Below are 16625 nucleotides of genomic sequence, written 5' to 3'. Positions count from 1 at the left end.
GGCACCACGGAGGACCGGTTGGACGCCACCACCCTGGGCAGCGTCCTCGCCCTGGTCGGGGTGCTGTCCGGCGCGGTGGTGGCGTTCGTTGGCAAGCGGTCGGAGAACGCGATCACCGGCTACAGCTCGCTGACCGACAACCTGCAAGAGGAGCGTGACCGGCTCGACCGGCAGGTGACCGAGCGGGACGCCCGCCTCGCCGAACTCGCCAGCCTGCGCGCCGTCGACCAAGCCGAGATCGCCCGACTCCGCGCCCTGATCATTCAACTCGGAGGAACTCCATGACCCGCACCGAGCGAGTGCTCGCCCGTCGGTGGCGTGGTGTGCTGCTGGCGTGCACGCTGGTCGCGCTCGCCGGTGCGGTCCTGATCCTGTGGTCCGAGTTCGACCGTGAGACCGAGCGTGCCCGAGCGCGGGAGGCGCAGGCCCGGGCGGAGGCGGACCGGCGCGGCAGCGCGGTCTCAACCCTGGCGACGGATGTGCGGCGGCTGCGGACGCAGGTCCGCGGCGAGGGCAAACGCCCGGTCGCGCCGGACCCGGCCCAGGCCGTGAGCAATCTCCCGGCCCGGGCGAAGGTGCCGGTGCCGATCCCGGGGCCGCGCGGGCCCTCCGGCAGTCCCGGGCAGGCTGGCCGCGACGGGGCGTCGGGGGCATCAGGGGCGCCGGGCCCGTCCGGCGCGGCCGGCCAGCCGGGGAGTGCTGGCGCGGCCGGGCAGCAGGGACCGCAGGGCCCGGCCGGTCCGCAGGGGCCCGCAGGTCCACCGGGCGCTGACGGCGCGGATGGCCGCGACGGTACGGACGGGAAGGACGGCCAGACCTGCCCGGACGGGTATTCGTTGCAGGCGCCGAGCTGGGATCCGGATGCGCTGGTGTGCCGGAAGGATGGGGCGCCGCAGCCTCAGCCGGAGCCGACGCCCTCCGCGAATTCGCCGGCCGCGCTGGCTCCGGACCGCCGACGCCTCTGACCCTTAATTTCGGGCGTGAATTCTTCACGGCGATCGTTAAGCCCTCTCTCGGCTGCGGCCGGGAGGGGGCGTTTCGTCGTGTCAAGGAAGCGCGACGGCCCCCACCGAAATGGGGGCCGATCAGCAGCACCCACGGAGCCGACCGGGGGTACCGTTCTGAGTGTCGAAGTCAGAACGGAGCCATGATGGCACAAGCCACTGACGGGCGCCCCAGGGGAGTTGGAGCGCGCATTCACGAACTGCGCGCCCTGCGCGACTACTCCCTTCGGGAACTCGCCCAACGAGCCCACGTCTCCAAGAGCATGCTGTCCGACGTCGAACGCGGCCAGCGGCAGCCGAGCGAACAGATCATCGCCGCCCTCGCCCGCGCGCTGGGCGTCAGCGTGTCCGTACTCCACGGCCAGCCCTACATTGAGCAGCTGCGCAAGGACCAGCTCGACCAGCTCATCACTCCTCTGGGTATCGCGCTCGATGACTGGGGCATCCCACCCGAGGACGACGCCCCGCCGCCCCGGTCCCTGCCCGAGCTTCAGCAGGCGATCAGCACGGTGCAGGAACTGCGGACTATCTCCGAGTACGGCAGGCTCGCCACCGGGCTCCCCGCGCTCCTGGCGGAAATCTCCTATGCGACGCTGCTGTACCCGACGCCCGGCCGCGACCGGGAGCTGATCCACTGGTTGCAGACAGAGGCCGCGCTGGGCGCGTTCGCCGTGGCCTACAAGTTCGGGTACATGGACCTCGCGCGGCTCTCTCTGGCCCGCATGGCATCTGCTGCGGTGCAGTCCGGTGACCCGCGCCAGGTGGCGGCCGAGCGCGTGAAGAGGGCCCAGCTCAGCACGGACGGACCGGCGATGGAGCAAGGGCTGAGGCTGGTCAAGCAAGGGTTGAGGGATCTGGAGGACGACGGTACCCCCCAGACTCGGGCGGTCCGCGGCGGGCTGCTCCTCAAGGGGGTGCAGCTGTATGGAGTGCTGGGCAAGGCCGATGAGTCAAACGCCTACTTGGAGGAAGCGGAGGGGATCGCCCGGGACATAGGGGAGACGAACCACTACCTCTTCGTGTTCGGGCCGACCAATGTCGCGCAGCACGCCATCGCGGCCGCAGCGGATCGTGACGAGCACGGCGAAGCACTGCGGCGCGCCCGGGAAGTCCGCCTCCCGGAGGGCTATTCGCCCGCGCGGGCAGGGGCGTACTGGATCGACCGGGCGCGCTCCGAAGCGCTCACCGCGCATCCGGACGAGGCCCTTGAGTCGCTGGTCAAGGCGCGGGAGACCACGCCGCAGCAGACGCGGTATCACCCGACGACGAGGGAGACGGTGGGCACGCTGCTGCGGGCCCGGCCGCGGCCGCCGCAGGAGCTGCGCGAGTACGCCCTCTGGAGCGGCGTGTAGCGCCTTCATCACCCAGAGTCAAGCCCCTGGTGTCCGCAACGAGCGGACGTCAGGGGCTTGTCCAGTCGACAAGATGTGACGGTCAACACACCGCCACATGGAGCCGACCATGACGACCAACGCCCTGCCGTGGACACCACCGAACACCGAGGACATCGAGGCGTTACCGGTGGGCAAATGGTGGGACGCCGTATCCGCACCCACCGCCATCGCAGACCGTGCCCTTGAACTCCTCGGCCCGGATACCGGCGCCGTGGTCCAAGACGACACCTACGGCAAGACGTACTGGCTGATCGGAGTCGACACCGCCCGCAGCTGGTGTATCCGGCAGGTCCGCGTCCTCACCTCGCTCATCGACGAGGGGACGCTCCTCGGTATCCCGCCCGCCTCCTGGACCACCGGCCACGGCACGTACTGGCGGGTGCCCTTCCGCATCGACCGCTGCCTCACCGACGCCCAGCAGCTGCACGAGGCCCTGGCCCAGGCCGCCCGCGATGTCCTCGGCCCCCGCCCGGAGGGTCGCCAGCTCTGCTACCGCTGCCAGCTGCCCACCGACGAGCCGGTACAGGTGAGCGTGGAGCACAGCGGCAGCGTCGCCAGCGCGACCGTTTACGCCTGCCCCACCCACGCCCGGGACTACCCGCGCGACGCCGTGGCCCAGGCCTCCGCCCAGCGCCGCGCCCTCGACCAGGGCAGGACCCGATGACGGCCGCCGAACAGACCGCCGACCCGTTCGCCGACGAGGCGTGGCGCGCGGCCATCGAGCACGCCGCAGGCTGCCTGGACTGCAAGACCCCCGGCGCCCGATGCGAGACGGGCGAGCAGCTGCTGCACGCCTACGAGGAAGCCACGCGGCAGGCCCGGGCGGGCGGTGCGCCATGAAGCACCGCCGACAGGGACGGGCCGAGCAGGTCGCCCTGCTCGCCTTCCGCGCAGCCCGGATGGGCCTGGTGCTCAGCTCGGCCGCCGCGCTGCTGGCGCTCGCGGTCTACCTCTGCGTGGCGGGCGATCCGGCCCCATAGGCCGGGCGGGCCGCCTGGCGTCTGGGCCCCCGTCCCGGACGAGCCTCGGCGGCCCGCCCCCTTCACCCCCTGCGGTCGGATGTGCGGCGGTCGGCCACAGGGAGGCGGGGCTCCGGCAACGGCCAGGAACCCGGCCGGAGCCTCGTCGAACACCCGCACCACCCCATGGAGAAAGGCGCATATGACCAGCAGGCGACACACGATCCAGGCAGCCACGAACAGCAGGGACGTGCGCCCGTCCAGCGATCCGGCAGCCCGCCAGGGCGACCTGGCCGACCGGCACGTACGGCAGAGCACGCACGTCTGTGACGACAGCTGCGATGACCCCTGCCAGCACGCCGCCGCCAACCCATAAGCCCCCGCCCCGGCCGCCCTCGTGAGGACGGACCGGCCGGGACGGGCCCGCAAGTACACGCACGAAGATCCACAGAAGGAGAGCACCCGTGCCCAGTCAGACCATGGAACGCCCCACCACCGTCAGGCCGTTCGGCCTGTCCAAGACGGTCCCCGTCCCCGCCGAACCGGTCGTCCTGCCCGCACTGCACCTCTGCCCCGAGCGGCAGATCAGCGTGACCACGGACGGGACGCCGTTCATCAACGAGCCTTCGATGGGGTCGTCCTTCGAGACCGTGAGCCAGACCAGGGAGGACAGCCAACTGGCGGACGACAAGGACAACGACACCGACTGACGTCGGCTGACCGGAGGATCTGAATCATGACCGTCCTGGTGCTGACCCGGCCCACTGACGCGACCGCTGACCTGGTCATCGCGGAACTCAACGGCCGCTCCGTGCCCGTCCATCGTCTCGACCCTGGGGACTTCCCAGAGGCGCTGGCGATGGCGGCTCGGATCGGCCCCGACTGCGCGTCGTGGGAGGGCGTCTTACGTGGTCAGCACCGGGACGTGTCCCTCGCCGACGTCCGGTCGGTGTACTACCGGCGACCCGCCGGGCACCGCCTGCATCCCGACATGCCCGAGCAGGATGCGCGGTGGGCCGATGCTGAGGCACGGGCCGGGTTCGGCGGCCTGGTCACCGCGCTGCCCTGCCTGTGGGTGAACTACCCCCACCGAAACACCCTCGCCGCCTTCCCGCCCGTCGCCCTGGCCACCGCAACCCGGAGCGGGCTCGCCGTCCCCCGCACGCTGATCACCAACGACCCGACCGAGGCCCGCGAGTTCGTTGCCGCACTGCCCGGCCAAGTCGCCGCGTACAAGGCCCTCGGCACCACCCACCCCAGCGACGACGGCGGCCGGCCGCAGGCCCTGTGGACGACGCAGGTCCGGCCAGGCGAGATCGACGAGTCCGTCAGGCGCACCGCCCACCAGTTCCAGGAGTGGGTCGACAAGGCGTACGAAGTGCGGCTCACCGTGGTGGGGCCCCACCTGTTCGCCGCCGAGATCCACGCGGGCTCAGCCGCCGCCCGCATCGACTTCCGGTCCGACTACGACAGCCTCACGTACAAGCCGTGCGAGGTGCCTCACCACGTCGCCGCAGGCGTCTACAAGCTGACCTACGCCTTCGGCCTCCAATACGCGGCCATGGACTTCCTCGTTAACCCACAAGGGGACTGGACGCTGATCGACCTCAACCCCAACGGGCAGTGGGGATTCATCCCCGACCTACGCGCGCCCATCACCCAAGCACTCGCCGACCTACTGGAGAGGCCCACCACATGACCATCACCGACGCGCCGTCCGCTGACGAACTGCGCCACCACATGGCCGACCACCTGGTGAGGGCAGGCTGCATCCGCTCCAAGCCGTGGCGCGCTGCCTTCCTGAGCGTCCCCCGCGAGTTGTTCGTCCCCGACTTCACCATCCGGACACAGGGCGCCCTCCACAGGTACAGCCAGGGCGACCCCGCGTGGCTGGCCGCGGCCTACCAGGACGTGTCCCTGCTTACCCAGTTCGACCAGGCGGGCACCGCCACCAGCTCCTCCACGCAGCCGTCCCTCATGGCGCAGATGCTCGAAGCCCTCGACGTGCAGGACGGCGACACCGTGCTGGAGGTCGGCGCCGGCACCGGCTACAACGCGGCGCTCCTCTCCCACCGCCTGGGCGCCGGCCACGTCGTGACGGTCGACGTCGACCCCGACCTCGTGGCCGCCGCCAGGACCCGCCTGCGCGCGGCCGGGTACGAGCCCACCCTCGTCGCCGGAGACGGCATGGCCGGTCACCCGGAGCGGGCCCCGTACGATCGGCTGCTGGCGACGTGCGGAGTGCCCCGCATCCCGGCGCCCTGGCTGGGGCAGCTCCGCCCGGGTGGTGTGATCGTGGCCAACATCGGCTGCGCCATCGCCCGCCTGGTGCGCGGGGACGACCACTCCGCTGCGGGCCGGTTCCTCCCCGGACTGGCGACCTTCATGAACGCCCGACCGACCGCCGACACGGTGGGCGCCTCCGCGGGAAAGCTGGTCAAGCCGATGCTGACCTGGACCGGCCACACGCGGGACATCACCGTGCCCGCCGGCCTGGACACCCCGGGGCCCCTGTTCCTTGCCTCGATGCTGCAGCCGACCGTCCGCGACTTCACGCTGACCGACGATGACGGCCGGCAGATCCGGTGCCTCTTCGAACCGAACACCTCGTCGTGGGCACGGGTCACCATGACTGGGGTGACGAGCGCCCGGCTCGACTACGGCGGGCCCCGTGATCTGTGGGCGGAGAGGGAGCCGCTGCTGGCCCACTGGCGGGATGCTGGGCGGCCGGGGCACGAGCGGTACGGCCTGACCGTGGCGTGGGACGGCGTGCATACGCTGTGGCTGGACGAGCCGGAGGGCGTGAGCTGGCATCTGCCGGGCTGAGCGTCGCGTTGTGCACGGTGATGCCGGTGGCGCGCTGGCCTACACGTACGCCAGCCGCTGAGGATCTGCGCAGGTCGTAACGCCTACTCACAGGTAGTCGCTGATCGTAGTGAGAAGTGTGTAGCCCTCACGAATCCACGGTCACGGGAACAGGCGATGGGACGCGACACCGAGCGCACGGGCCAGCCGGGCGATCTGATCAATAGACGTCGGGTGCCTGCCGTTCTCAATCCGGGAGATGGTCTTGTCGTCGACCCCGGCCCGGGTCCCCAACTGCAACTGGGTGAGACCTCTCTCGCGGCGCAGGTCGCGGAGACGGTGCCCAACATCCCATCGATGCTGCTGAATCCAGAGGGGGAGTTGATCGTCGGGCACCTTCCTACGCTCGGGCGATCACGCGCGGAAGTCCTTACCACGTGTGGTAAATCCCGCAGACTGAGCGCCTACAACCGCCTCCGCGCGGCGGGCGGGCGCTCTCAGGAGCGGCGCGGGGGCGTACGGAAATCCGCCCCATGTCGCCGTTAGACGCCAAGGTTCAGCCAAGGCGTCCCGCCCCGGGGGTGACGTGCCCCCGGGGCGGCTAGGTTTACGTACAGGCGCCCCCCGCCGAATGTTGCGGCGGGGGGGCGCTCTCCCGTGGCGCAACTCTCCCCAGCTGCTGGCCCACGGGTCTGCTGAGGCGGAAATCGGGGCGCCGGACTGAGAGCAGCGCCACCCCTCGCTGACCAATGTACGAGTGAGGTACCCCGTCGCGAGCGTTACACACCATTGCGCCCCCATGATCCACTGGGGATGTGGCATCTATGTGGCATCCGAACGCCGAACGGCCCCCCAACCCGGGTGGGTTGAGGGGCCGAAACAGGCTCTCACCTGCGGTCAATCACTGTGGGCGCAGACGGGTTCGAACCGCCGACATCTGCCTTGTAAGGGCAGCGCTCTACCGCTGAGCTATGCGCCCTGGGGGGCTGTCAGCCTACCTTGTTCGCGGGGCGGCGCCGCAATCCGGTCGCGCCGCCGGTCGTGGCAGGAAGAAGGCCGGCGACGCGAACCGTACCGACCTCTGTGTTCGTCCCTGGTGGGTGGGAGAATGACATCCGGGCCCGGGCGATCCATTGGGAGAGGGAAGTGGCGGCGACACCTGCGCGGCGGTGGTTCGGGGGACGCGGGGAGAGCCAGCGGGCGGAGGCGCAGGCGGCGAAGGATGCCGCGGCGGCCGCGTTCTACGAGCTGGACACCGCGCAGCGGGACCTGCGGATCTCGATAGAGACGATCACGGCGGTGGACGACTCCCCCGCCGCCCGCCGGGCCGCCGCCGACTTCGCGGCGCTCGGGCAGCGGATCGACCAGGTCAGCCATGAGTACATCAGCGCGGTGGACGCGCACGACCTGGACCATGACGGTCTGGACGCGGCGGCCGCCGGGCGGGCGCGGGCGGAGCTGACCCGGGCCCGGGACGAGCTGCGGCGGACCAAGGTGGATCTGGACCGGTTCGGGCAGGGGCTGGGGCCGCTGCTGCAGCAGGCCGAGACGCAGCTCGCGCGGCTGGCGCCGGCGGTGGAGCGGGCACGGCAGGCGCTGCTGGCGGCCACCAACGCGCTGGACGAGGTGCGCGGCTCCGGGTTGCGGGCGGACGATCTGGCGGCGCGGCTGGCGGCGCTGGCGCCCGAGCTGACCAAGCTCAACCAGGGCGCCGGGCGGCACGGTGTGCAGGAGACCATCCGGCGCGCGGACGATGTGCTGCGGCGGGCGGAGGCCGTCCGCGGGGAGGCGGAGCGGCTGCCGGAACGGGCGGCCGAGATAGACCGGCGGCTGGTGTCGCTGCGGACCCGCGCCCAGGCGATCACCACCCGGGCCGCCGGGGTGGAGCCGGTCCTCAGTGAGCTGCGCCGCCGCTACAGCGCGGCCTGCTGGCAGGACCTGCAGTCGGTGCCCGGGCAGGCGGCGCGGGACGTGGCGCAGGCCGAGGCGAAGCTCGGGGAGGCGCGGACGGCGCGTGAGGAGCAGCGCTGGCCGGACGCCACGGCCCTGCTCAGTACGGTACGGGCGCTGCTGAACACCACGGACGAGGCGGTGTCGGCGGCCGGGGACCGGTTGCGGCGGCTGGATGAGGTGTCGTTCAACCAGGACAAGGAGATCGAGCGCACCCGGTTCGCGATCCGCGACGCGCAGCGGCTGGCGATGGCCGGGCGCAGCACCCCCGATCCGCGCCACGCCCGCCCGCTGGACGACGCGGTGGGGCGGCTGGAGCGGGCGATCGCGGGGCTGGAGGGGCGGCATCCCGACTGGTGGCACTTCCTCATGGAGACGGAGGCGGTCCGGGAGACCGCCGCCCGGGTCGTGCGGGAGATCCGTGACGACCTCGGGGGCGGGCACTGAGGCCGGTCGCGGCGCGTACGGGCCGGGAATCGGGGGCTGCGGGGTGGCCGGGATGGTTATGCTCCTGACATGCCTCGCTACGAATACCGCTGCCGCGCCTGTGGGACCACCTTCGAGCTCAACCGGCCCATGGCCGAGTCCTCGGCACCCGCATCGTGCCCGGACGGGCATGACGACACGGTGAAGCTGCTGTCGACCGTCGCCGTGATGGGCGGTTCGGCCTCCTCCTCGGCGCCGGCGGCACCCGCCGGTGGTGGGGGCGGGTGTTGCGGGGGCGGGTGCTGCGGCTGATCCTGGGAGGTACGTCATGGGGGTGCGTAAAACGGCACGTATCCCCACGTACCCACCGGGTACGGCCTCGCCGGTTAGGAGGCCGACATGGCTACCGGCCGTCCCTCCCCCATCGGTCCGCACCCCGCGGGTTCCGCGCGGCATTTCCCGGAGCGGATCGGCGGGCGCACCAAGCTGGATGAGCATCTGCCGGTCGACCACAGCCTGAGCAGGGTCTACCGCCTCGGCGCGGGGCTGATGGGGCTGATCCTGCTCGCCTTCGGCATCCTCGGTCTGACCGACAACATCGGGTTCTTCGACATCGGCGGCACGACCGCCGCCGGGCTGAACACCGACGGCGCGCTGAGCGTGCTGTCCATCGCCATCGGGGCGCTGCTGTTCATCGGCATGGTCATCGGGGGCAACTTCGCCTCGACGCTCAACATGGTGCTCGGGCTGCTCTTCCTGCTGAGCGGATTCGTCAATCTCGCGGTGCTGGAGACCAGCTTCAACTTCCTGGCCTTCCGGCTGCAGAACGTGCTGTTCAGCTTTGTGGTGGGCCTGATGCTGATGTGGTTCGGGATGTACGGGAGGGTCAGCAGCAAGCTGTCGCACGACAACCCGTACTGGATCTCCCGCCACCCCGAACAGGCCGAGCGCGAGGCCCGGGCGCGCGAGCTCATGGCCGCCCGGCGGCGGGCCGCGGAGGCGGGGGCGGGGCAGGCCGTGTCCCCCGGCGAGCCCGCACGGCCCGGGGGCCCGCCGAGCCCTGCGCAACCGCCGGACCGGCCGGAGCGGCCGGGTCGGCGGAGCGTGGCCGATCATGTGGGCGGCGATGAGGCCACCCACCGGGCAGCCGGCGGGGAAGAGAAGCCGCCGGGGAAGTGGGGGAAGCTGGACCGGGCGCCGGAGGACGCGGCCCCGTCCGGGCCACGCCGCCCCCACCGGCACTGGCCCCGCCGCCACCGCGCCGAGGGCTAGGCCGGCGGCGGCGAGAGAGGCAGGTCAGAGGCGGCAGGTCAGCGGCGGCGAGCCAGGGTGAGGCCGTCGGCGATCGTGAGCATGACCGCCTCCATGCGGTCATCGGCCGCCACATGGTCGTTGAAGGCCCTGATCGCGGCGCCTCCCCCGGTGGCCGCCGGGTCGACGACGGCCCCGCCGTAGAAGACGTTGTCCGCGACGATCAGCCCGCCCGGGTTCAGCCGCGGCACCAGCTCCTCCCAGTACGGGATGTAGTTGCCCTTGTCCGCGTCCAGGTAGGCGAGGTCGATGTGCGGCTCGGCGGGCATCGCGCGCAGGCTGTCCAGGGCGGGCGCGATCCGCAGGTCGATGCGGTCGGCGACGCCCGCCTCGGCCCACGCCCGGCGCCCGTACGCGGTCCACTCGTCCGATACGTCGAGGGCGACCAGCGTGCCGTCGGCGGGCAGGGCCCGCGCCATGGACAGCGCGGAGAAGCCGGTGAAGGTGCCGACCTCGACGATGTGGCGGGCGCCGGTCAGCCGCACCAGGAACGCCAGCAGCGGGCCCTGCTCCTCGGCGGACTGCATCCCGGCGTACTGCGGCAGATGGGCGTGCGTCACGTCGACCAGTTCGCGCTGCACGGGGTCGAGCGGCGGGTTGTGGGCCAGCATGTAGCCGTACAACTCGCTGGTGATCGGGGTGCTCTTGCTCTCGGCCACATGGCCCCCTTCGTCCGTCCGGCTCAGGCGGTCCGGTCCCGTCCCCGTACCGGACTGTAACGCGGACGCCACGTGGGGGCCGGGACGGCCCGGCCCCCACGTGGTCCATGGGTTCGCTGTTCAGCCCCGGCCGCGGGAAACGGCGCGGATGACCTCGCGGCGGGCCTTCGCCCAGTGGAGGGAGGCGTGTTCGGACAGGGCGCGGGCGATCGCCTCGCCCGCCGCGACGCCCTGCTCCTCGACGGCCGTGACGTGCGGTGCCGTCCAGCCCTCGGTGGCCAGTTCGCCGTGGCCGGGGCGCCAGGCGTGGTCGGCGGCCGCCAGCAGGTCGGCGTCGAGGAGCGAGTCGCCCGCGGTGAGCACCTCGTCCGCGCCGGTGCGGCGCTTGATCTCGGCGACGGCCGCGCTCTTGGTGAGCGGCTTGGGCACGGCGTAGATCTTGCGGCCCTGGAGCGAGACGGTCCAGCCGCGCGGCTCCGCCCACATCGCCAGCTCCTTGACGTATTCGTCGGGCAGCAGCTTCCGCTCCACGACGAGATACGCGAACAGGTCCTCCGCGACCCGCTCCTTGAGCAGCCAGGCCGGGTCGGCGGTGGCGGTGAGGTGGGCGCGGACCTCCTCCAGCGGGGCGCAGCCGTCGGCCAGGGCGCCGCGCACACCGGCGTGCCACTCGGGGTCGGACTCGCCGTCGACGAGCAGATGGCCGCCGTTCGCGCAGATCGCGAAGCGGGGGGCCGGGCCGGGGAGCCGTACCCGCCGGTACTGCTCGGGCGTGCGGGTGGTCGTCGGTACGAAGACGGAGGTACGGGCCAGCTCGGCGAGCAGCCCGGCCGCGGTCTCCGTCAGGTACGACAGCGGCTTGCCCTCGTACACCTCGACGCACAGCAGCCGGGGCGCCTCGGCGTCGGGCACGGTGAGGCCGAGCGCCGCCGCCGAGTAGATCAGCGTACGGTCGAGATCACTTGCCACCAGAACGGTCATCGGGCCGCCTCCACCGCATATGCCGACATGTTCATCTCGCCGCCACCGCCTTGCCGTCCGCGCCGGTGGCGCCTCGTGTGTAGCGCGGGTGGATCAGCCCGACGCAGGTGTACGGCAGGCCGTCGGTCTCCTCGACCGGCACCCCGCGCTGCTCGGCGAGCAGCCGTACGTGGTCCAGGTCCGCGCCCGCGCCCCGCTTGGCGAGGATCTTCCACGGGACGCGGCGCAGCAGCACGCGCGTCGTCTCGCCGACGCCCGGCTTGACGAGGTTGACGTCGTGGATGCCGTACTCCTCGCTGATCCGCTCGACGGCCCGCCACCCCTCCCAGGTCGGGGTGCGGTCGGCGGCGGCCAGCTCCTTCGTGTCGGCCGCCACGCCGTCGGCGACCTCCTCGAAGCGGGCCGTGATGGCGTCGAGGAAGTCGCCGGAGAGGTCCACCCCGGCCAGCTCGCGGTAGAACTTCGCGCCGTGGAAGTCGTCCGGCCCGACGAGGTCGGCGCGGAGCACCGTGCGCGATATCAGCCCGGAGACGGTGGAGTTGAGGCACGCGGAGGGGACGAGGAAGTCGTCGCGGGTGCCGTAGGTGTCCACGCAGCGGCCCGGGTCGGCGAGGACCGCGATCCGCGGGTCGAAGTCCGGGTACGGGGCGAGGGCGTCCGACAGCTCGCGGGTGATCGCGCCCTTGCCCGTCCAGCCGTCGACGAAGACCACATCGGCCGGGTCGTGGTGGTCGGCCAGCCAGCGCAGCGCGGCGGTGTCGATGCCGCGGCCGCGCACGATGGAGACCGCGTAGTGCGGCAGGTCCAGACCGTGGGCGTGGCGCGCCCAGCGGCGCATCAGCACCCCGACGGGGGTACCGGCGCGGGCGAGCGAGACGAGGACGGGGCGCGGGGAGCGCTCGGCGAGCACGGTCTCGGTGACGGTGCCGACCGCGCGGGCGATCCGGCCCGCGGAGGCCGTCAGCGCGCCCCGGAACAGCTCCTGGTACGCCTTGCTGGGCTGGTACTCGACGGGCAGCGACTCGGCGTAGTGCGCTCCGCCGCTCTGGATCGCCTCCTCCCGCTCCTCGGTGGGGGCTTCGAGGGTGACGTGGGAGAAGTCCTGGAGCAGCCAGCCGACGTCATCGGGGGCGTAGGACGAGAACGCGGGACCGCGCAGGGGCTCGGGCGGCGGTTGGGGCATGGATGCCTGCCGTTCGGGGGCGGGGGCGGGCGTGGGGACGGGGACGGGCGTGGGGGCTGAGGGGGGCGGTACATGGGAGGGGACGACGGCCAGCAGCAGCCGGTCGGTGTGCGCGGCCAGCCGCGCGAGCAGCCCTTCGGGGGCGTGCAGCGCGGGGGTGTCGGCGGCCGAGTCGACGACGGCGACGACCGCGTCGAAGCGGCGCGCGGGGTCGGCGCCGGGCGCCACGTTGTACGCGTAGCGCGGCCCGGGCCCGTCGGCGGGGGCGTCATGGGCGGGGAAGGTGAGCGCGGTACGGATCGCGTAGCCGGGGTCGTCCACGGCCAGCACGGGCGACCGCGTGGTGGTCGAGAACCGTACCTCGGCGTCGTCGAGCACGTCGTCCAGCGCCCCGGCGAGCCGCAGCGGGGCGTACATCAGCTCCTCGAACCCGAGGACAAGCACGCGGCGAGGCGCGGCGCCGGGCGCTGGCGCCGAACCGTTGGCGGACGGCACGGGGGTGCCCGGCCCGGCCGGGGCGCCCGGCGCGTCGGTCAGCGCCTCGGCGAGGCGCGCCGCCATGGCCGGGAGCGCGGCCTCCAGTCGGGCGCGGTGGGCGGGGGTGAAGCCGTGCCGCCCGCCGTCCGGCAGGCCCGCGGGCCAGCCCAGCTCGACCCGGAGGAGCTGCGGGCCGTCCGCGCCCGGGCCCCCGGCCGTCGCCGGGGCCGCCCCCGCTTCCGGCGGGGCCGGGGCGTGGGCGGCCACCAGGGCGCGGCCGCGCGGCAGGACGTCGGGCGGGAGGTCGACCGTGCCCGTCGCCGCGGAGACGAGGTCCACGCGGGCGCCCAGGTCGGACGCGAAGGCGTCCAGGTGGGCGCGGTCCTCGGGGGAGCGCATGTCGACCAGGGCGACCACCACATAGCGGTCGCGGGGGAAGCGGCGGTGGAGGGCGGCGATGGTGTTGAGGACGGTACGGCCGGTCGAGAACTCGTCGTCCACCAGGACCAGCGGGCCGTCCGTGGCCAGCAGCCGGGGGTCTTCCGGGAGCAGCAGATGCGACGTGGCGTGGCTGTGCTCCTCCTCGAAGCCGCCCACCGTGGGCACGCCCGCGACCGGGCGGCGGGTCGAGTGCAGATAGGGGGCCAGGGCGAGCCCGTCCGCGACGCTGTGGCCGAGGCCGGTGGCCGTCTCGGCGTAGCCGAGGACGACGGCGCGGGCCGCCGCCTCGTCGCCCAGCAGGGCGCGCACCCGCTGTCCGAGCGCTACGCCCGCGCCGTGGACGGCGGCGGGGCGCTGGGGGACGTGCTTGCCGAGCACGTTCGACACGAGCAGATGCGCCCGCTTGGGGTTGCGCCGCAGGGCGAGCCCGAGCAGCCCGGGCAGCCGCCCGTCGCCGTCGAGCCGTACGCCGAGCCGGTCCGCGACCCACTGTCCCGACCACACCACGCTGTCCGCCTCGTTTCCGCTCATAGGGGTCACGCCGTTCGTACCGTCCGCAGGCTCGCGGCCAGCAGCTCCACGAAGCTCACGTCCTCCCGGGCGACGCCAAAGACCTCGGCGCGCTGCAAGGTCCGCTCGGCCCAGGCCCGGTGGGGTTTCACCTCGTTCATCTTGTTGGTGTACGCGGAGCGCAGCACACCGCCCCCGCAGCGCTCGGGTTCGAGGATGTCCACCGCGTCGCTGAACTCCTCGTGGCTGACCACGGACAGGGCGTGCACCGGGGCGACATGGGTGGGGTGGATGCAGGTCTTGCCCTGCAGCCCGTTGGCCCGGTCCAGTTCGATCTCGCGGAGCAGCCCGTCCATGTCGTGCTCGATGAGCGCGGCGCGCAGCGATTCGGCGCGCCCGGAGAAGGGGCTGAGCCGCAGCTGTGGTTTGAACATGCGCTCGTGCTGCTTGAAGTACTCCCACACCGGGCCGGTGACGGTGAATCCAGTGCCGTCGGCGCGGCCCAGCATGTTCACCACGTCGCCGATGACGGACGCGACGAGCTGGACGTCGTACGCGGTCATGTCGGGCGCCCGGCGCAGCCCGTACGCGGAGCACAGGTCGGTCACCCCGAGCCGCAGCGCCAGCACCCGCTCCCGGTATTTGTCGACGATCCGGCCGATCCCGGCGAGGGTTTCGGTGCGGGTTTCGCGGTGCATCAGCTCCGGTGACTCCAGAACCGGCATCGCATACAGTCGCCGGTCCCCCAACTCCTCGGCCACCTCATGGCTTTCGGCCGATATCAGCGCCTCCAGGAACGGAACTCCGCGCTCCTCGGTGAACTTGGGCAGTACGAATCCGGACAGCAGCCGCACGGCCGGGCCGAGCCGCCGGACGAGATCGACGATCTGTTCAGGAGTGCGGACGCGGATGAAGAGCAGCGGCAGTTCGGTGTCCAGGCCGCGTCCGGCGAGATCGGTGAACTGCCGCACGAGGTTCTCCTCAGCGCCCGGCACCTCGGCGTCGTGGATCGAGTCCTCCAGACACAGCACCATGGAGACAACGCCCCGACCTGCCTGTTTGACGATGTCGTCGGCGAGGGCGGGCCGGGTGGCGGGACTGTAGAGGGTGGCGCCGAGCGCGACGGCGAGGGTCCGGGCCGGTGAGTCGACCGTGAATTCGACGGGCTGCTGATGGAAGAGACGTGTCCGCGCCTCGTCCGGCAGATGTCCAAAATGCCGCATGTTTCTCCCCGCACTGCCGGTTCCCCACCCGGGCCACACGACCCTCGGGTGGCCGATTATCGTACGTCCAGGCCCGGGTCAAAAGTTCCCCAAGGCCGTGAAAATCACGTAACTCCTATGCGTCGCCCCGGTATCCGGCATGCCCGTCCCGCCACATCCCACCAGCACTTCCCCGTACCCCTGCGTTGTCCCCGCACCCGGCGGGAGGGCAGGATGACGGCCATGACGCACGCGATGCTGAAGGGATCGAACATCCCGCTCGAGGCCACGGCCATACGCGCGGTGCTGCGCTGGACCCCCGGCACGGACGTGCCGGACATCGACGCCTCGGCGCTGCTGCTGGGCGGGGACGACCGCGTGCGCTCGGATGAGGACTTCGTCTTCTACAACCAGCCGCGCCACCCATCGGGCCTGGTCCGGCACCTGCCCAAGAAACAGGCGCCCGAGGGGCTGACGGACACCATCGAGGCCGATCTGACCGGGCTGGAGCCGGGAGTGCACCGGGTGGTGCTGGCGGCGTCGGCGGACGGCGGCACCTTCGGGCAGGTACGGGATCTGAGCCTGCTGCTGTACGACGCGTCGCCGTCGGCCGCCGAGGAGCCGCTGGCGATCTTCGCGGTGCTGCCGGAGACCGGCAAGGAGGCCGCGCTGATCTGCGGCGAGCTGTACCGCCGGGGGGACAGCTGGAAGTTCCGCGCGCTGGGGCAGGGCTATGAGTCCGGTCTGGTCGGGCTGGCCACGGAGTACGGCATCTCGGTGGACGACGGCGAGGGCGCGGAAGCGGAGGCGGACCAGAGCGCCGGGCAGAGCACCGGCCAGGGCGGCGCGGAGGAGCCGGAGGCCCTCGCCACGGCCGAGCCGAGCAGCCCGCAGGCCCCGGCCCCGAGCCAGGCCGAGACGACCGCTCTGCCGCCGCCCCGGCCCCTGCCGCAGCCCGACCCCTGGGACCCGCAGGCGACCCAGCCGCTCGCCGCCGGACAGGGCGCCACCCCGACCGGCGCGACGGGCGACGGCGACTACTACCTGCCGCCACAGCCGCCCGTACCGCCTCAGGTGCCGCCGCACGTCCCGGCACCGGCCTATCCGCCGCCCGCCCAGCCCCCGGCGCCGCCCGCGTACGGCTATCCGCAGCAGCCGTCGTACGGCTATCCGCAGCCGCCCGCGTACGGCTATCCGCAGCAGGTGCAGCGGACCGATCCGCCGCCCCCGCCACCGCTCCCGATGCCGTTCCCGGACCCCAACTTCACCCTGCCGCCGCAGGGGCCGCAGTTCCAGAAGCGCTAGCAGCGACGGCCGGGGCCG

Annotated in this window: 19 protein-coding genes and 1 tRNA gene; 14 read left to right on the top strand and 6 right to left on the bottom strand. The window is 72.5% G+C overall.

Features of this window, described 5'->3' with window-relative positions:
* Positions 1 to 18 precede the first annotated feature (18 nt).
* From ASC60_RS14105 to ASC60_RS14070, 10 genes are all read left to right on the top strand, one after another.
* Complete coding sequence (locus tag ASC60_RS14105) at positions 19 to 285, top strand: hypothetical protein (RefSeq protein ID WP_055550624.1); 267 nt, start codon at positions 19 to 21, stop codon at positions 283 to 285.
* A complete protein-coding gene (locus ASC60_RS14100) occupies positions 282 to 965 on the top strand; it encodes a collagen-like protein (protein ID WP_055550622.1) in 684 nt (227 codons plus the stop codon). Before ASC60_RS14105 ends, ASC60_RS14100 begins: the two co-directional genes overlap by 4 nt.
* A 185-nt stretch (positions 966 to 1150) precedes the next feature.
* Positions 1151 to 2356, top strand: coding sequence for a helix-turn-helix domain-containing protein (locus tag ASC60_RS14095; RefSeq protein WP_055551090.1), 1206 nt, complete (start codon positions 1151 to 1153; stop codon positions 2354 to 2356).
* Positions 2357 to 2465: 109 nt separating this feature from the next.
* A complete protein-coding gene (locus ASC60_RS14090) occupies positions 2466 to 3062 on the top strand; it encodes a hypothetical protein (RefSeq protein WP_055550620.1) in 597 nt (198 codons plus the stop codon).
* Entirely contained in the window at positions 3059 to 3238 is a 180-nt protein-coding gene (locus ASC60_RS14085; RefSeq protein ID WP_055550618.1) for a hypothetical protein, read from the top strand. The genes ASC60_RS14090 and ASC60_RS14085 overlap by 4 nt, the downstream gene beginning before the upstream one ends.
* A complete protein-coding gene (locus tag ASC60_RS42200; protein ID WP_199830953.1) occupies positions 3235 to 3378 on the top strand; it encodes a hypothetical protein in 144 nt (47 codons plus the stop codon). Before ASC60_RS14085 ends, ASC60_RS42200 begins: the two co-directional genes overlap by 4 nt.
* A 181-nt stretch (positions 3379 to 3559) precedes the next feature.
* The gene (locus tag ASC60_RS41650; protein WP_159043261.1) at positions 3560 to 3733 is read left to right on the top strand and encodes a hypothetical protein; all 174 of its coding nucleotides are present in this window, start codon (positions 3560 to 3562) and stop codon (positions 3731 to 3733) included.
* 88 nt (positions 3734 to 3821) lie between these two features.
* On the top strand, positions 3822 to 4067 hold the full coding sequence (tgmA, locus tag ASC60_RS14080; protein ID WP_234356939.1) for a putative ATP-grasp-modified RiPP: 246 nt from the start codon (positions 3822 to 3824) through the stop codon (positions 4065 to 4067).
* Positions 4068 to 4093: 26 nt separating this feature from the next.
* A complete protein-coding gene (gene tgmB / locus ASC60_RS14075) occupies positions 4094 to 5056 on the top strand; it encodes an ATP-grasp ribosomal peptide maturase (RefSeq protein ID WP_055550614.1) in 963 nt (320 codons plus the stop codon).
* Positions 5053 to 6183 (top strand): methyltransferase domain-containing protein, encoded by a 1131-nt coding sequence (locus ASC60_RS14070; protein ID WP_055550612.1) that lies wholly within the window; start codon positions 5053 to 5055, stop codon positions 6181 to 6183. Before tgmB ends, ASC60_RS14070 begins: the two co-directional genes overlap by 4 nt.
* A 141-nt stretch (positions 6184 to 6324) precedes the next feature.
* Here the strand turns inward: ASC60_RS14070 and ASC60_RS14065 are convergent, their stop codons facing one another.
* Both ASC60_RS14065 and ASC60_RS14060 read right to left on the bottom strand, forming a co-directional pair.
* The gene (locus ASC60_RS14065; protein WP_055550611.1) at positions 6325 to 6558 is read right to left on the bottom strand and encodes a helix-turn-helix domain-containing protein; all 234 of its coding nucleotides are present in this window, start codon (positions 6556 to 6558) and stop codon (positions 6325 to 6327) included.
* A gap of 511 nt (positions 6559 to 7069) precedes the next feature.
* A tRNA-Val gene (locus ASC60_RS14060) sits at positions 7070 to 7141 on the bottom strand.
* A gap of 167 nt (positions 7142 to 7308) precedes the next feature.
* Here ASC60_RS14060 and ASC60_RS14055 point away from each other — a divergent pair.
* From ASC60_RS14055 to ASC60_RS14050, 3 genes are all read left to right on the top strand, one after another.
* A complete protein-coding gene (locus ASC60_RS14055) occupies positions 7309 to 8559 on the top strand; it encodes a hypothetical protein (protein ID WP_079038386.1) in 1251 nt (416 codons plus the stop codon).
* Positions 8560 to 8628: 69 nt separating this feature from the next.
* The gene (locus tag ASC60_RS39135) at positions 8629 to 8850 is read left to right on the top strand and encodes a zinc ribbon domain-containing protein (protein ID WP_079038385.1); all 222 of its coding nucleotides are present in this window, start codon (positions 8629 to 8631) and stop codon (positions 8848 to 8850) included.
* Positions 8851 to 8937: 87 nt separating this feature from the next.
* Positions 8938 to 9810, top strand: coding sequence for a DUF4383 domain-containing protein (locus tag ASC60_RS14050; RefSeq protein WP_055550609.1), 873 nt, complete (start codon positions 8938 to 8940; stop codon positions 9808 to 9810).
* Positions 9811 to 9848: 38 nt separating this feature from the next.
* Here the strand turns inward: ASC60_RS14050 and ASC60_RS14045 are convergent, their stop codons facing one another.
* From ASC60_RS14045 to ASC60_RS14030, 4 genes are all read right to left on the bottom strand, one after another.
* The gene (locus ASC60_RS14045) at positions 9849 to 10460 is read right to left on the bottom strand and encodes an O-methyltransferase (RefSeq protein ID WP_055551086.1); all 612 of its coding nucleotides are present in this window, start codon (positions 10458 to 10460) and stop codon (positions 9849 to 9851) included.
* Between the two features lie 168 nt (positions 10461 to 10628).
* Positions 10629 to 11489: a hypothetical protein gene (locus ASC60_RS14040; protein ID WP_055550607.1), complete on the bottom strand. Its 861-nt coding sequence runs from the start codon at positions 11487 to 11489 to the stop codon at positions 10629 to 10631.
* A 31-nt stretch (positions 11490 to 11520) separates the two neighbouring features.
* Entirely contained in the window at positions 11521 to 14121 is a 2601-nt protein-coding gene (locus ASC60_RS14035) for a phosphoribosyltransferase (protein WP_055550606.1), read from the bottom strand.
* A gap of 5 nt (positions 14122 to 14126) precedes the next feature.
* Positions 14127 to 15323: an HpcH/HpaI aldolase/citrate lyase family protein gene (locus ASC60_RS14030; protein ID WP_055550603.1), complete on the bottom strand. Its 1197-nt coding sequence runs from the start codon at positions 15321 to 15323 to the stop codon at positions 14127 to 14129.
* 222 nt (positions 15324 to 15545) lie between these two features.
* On the opposite strand from ASC60_RS14030, the gene ASC60_RS14025 reads away from it, so the two are divergent.
* A complete protein-coding gene (locus ASC60_RS14025; RefSeq protein ID WP_055551084.1) occupies positions 15546 to 16607 on the top strand; it encodes a TerD family protein in 1062 nt (353 codons plus the stop codon).
* Positions 16608 to 16625 lie beyond the last annotated feature (18 nt).

It is taken from the genome of Streptomyces sp. NBRC 110028, assembly GCF_001417735.1.
Classification (GTDB): domain Bacteria; phylum Actinomycetota; class Actinomycetes; order Streptomycetales; family Streptomycetaceae; genus Streptomyces.
Note: the sequence above shows the minus strand (reverse complement) of the source record. Positions and strands in the feature narration are given on the sequence as shown.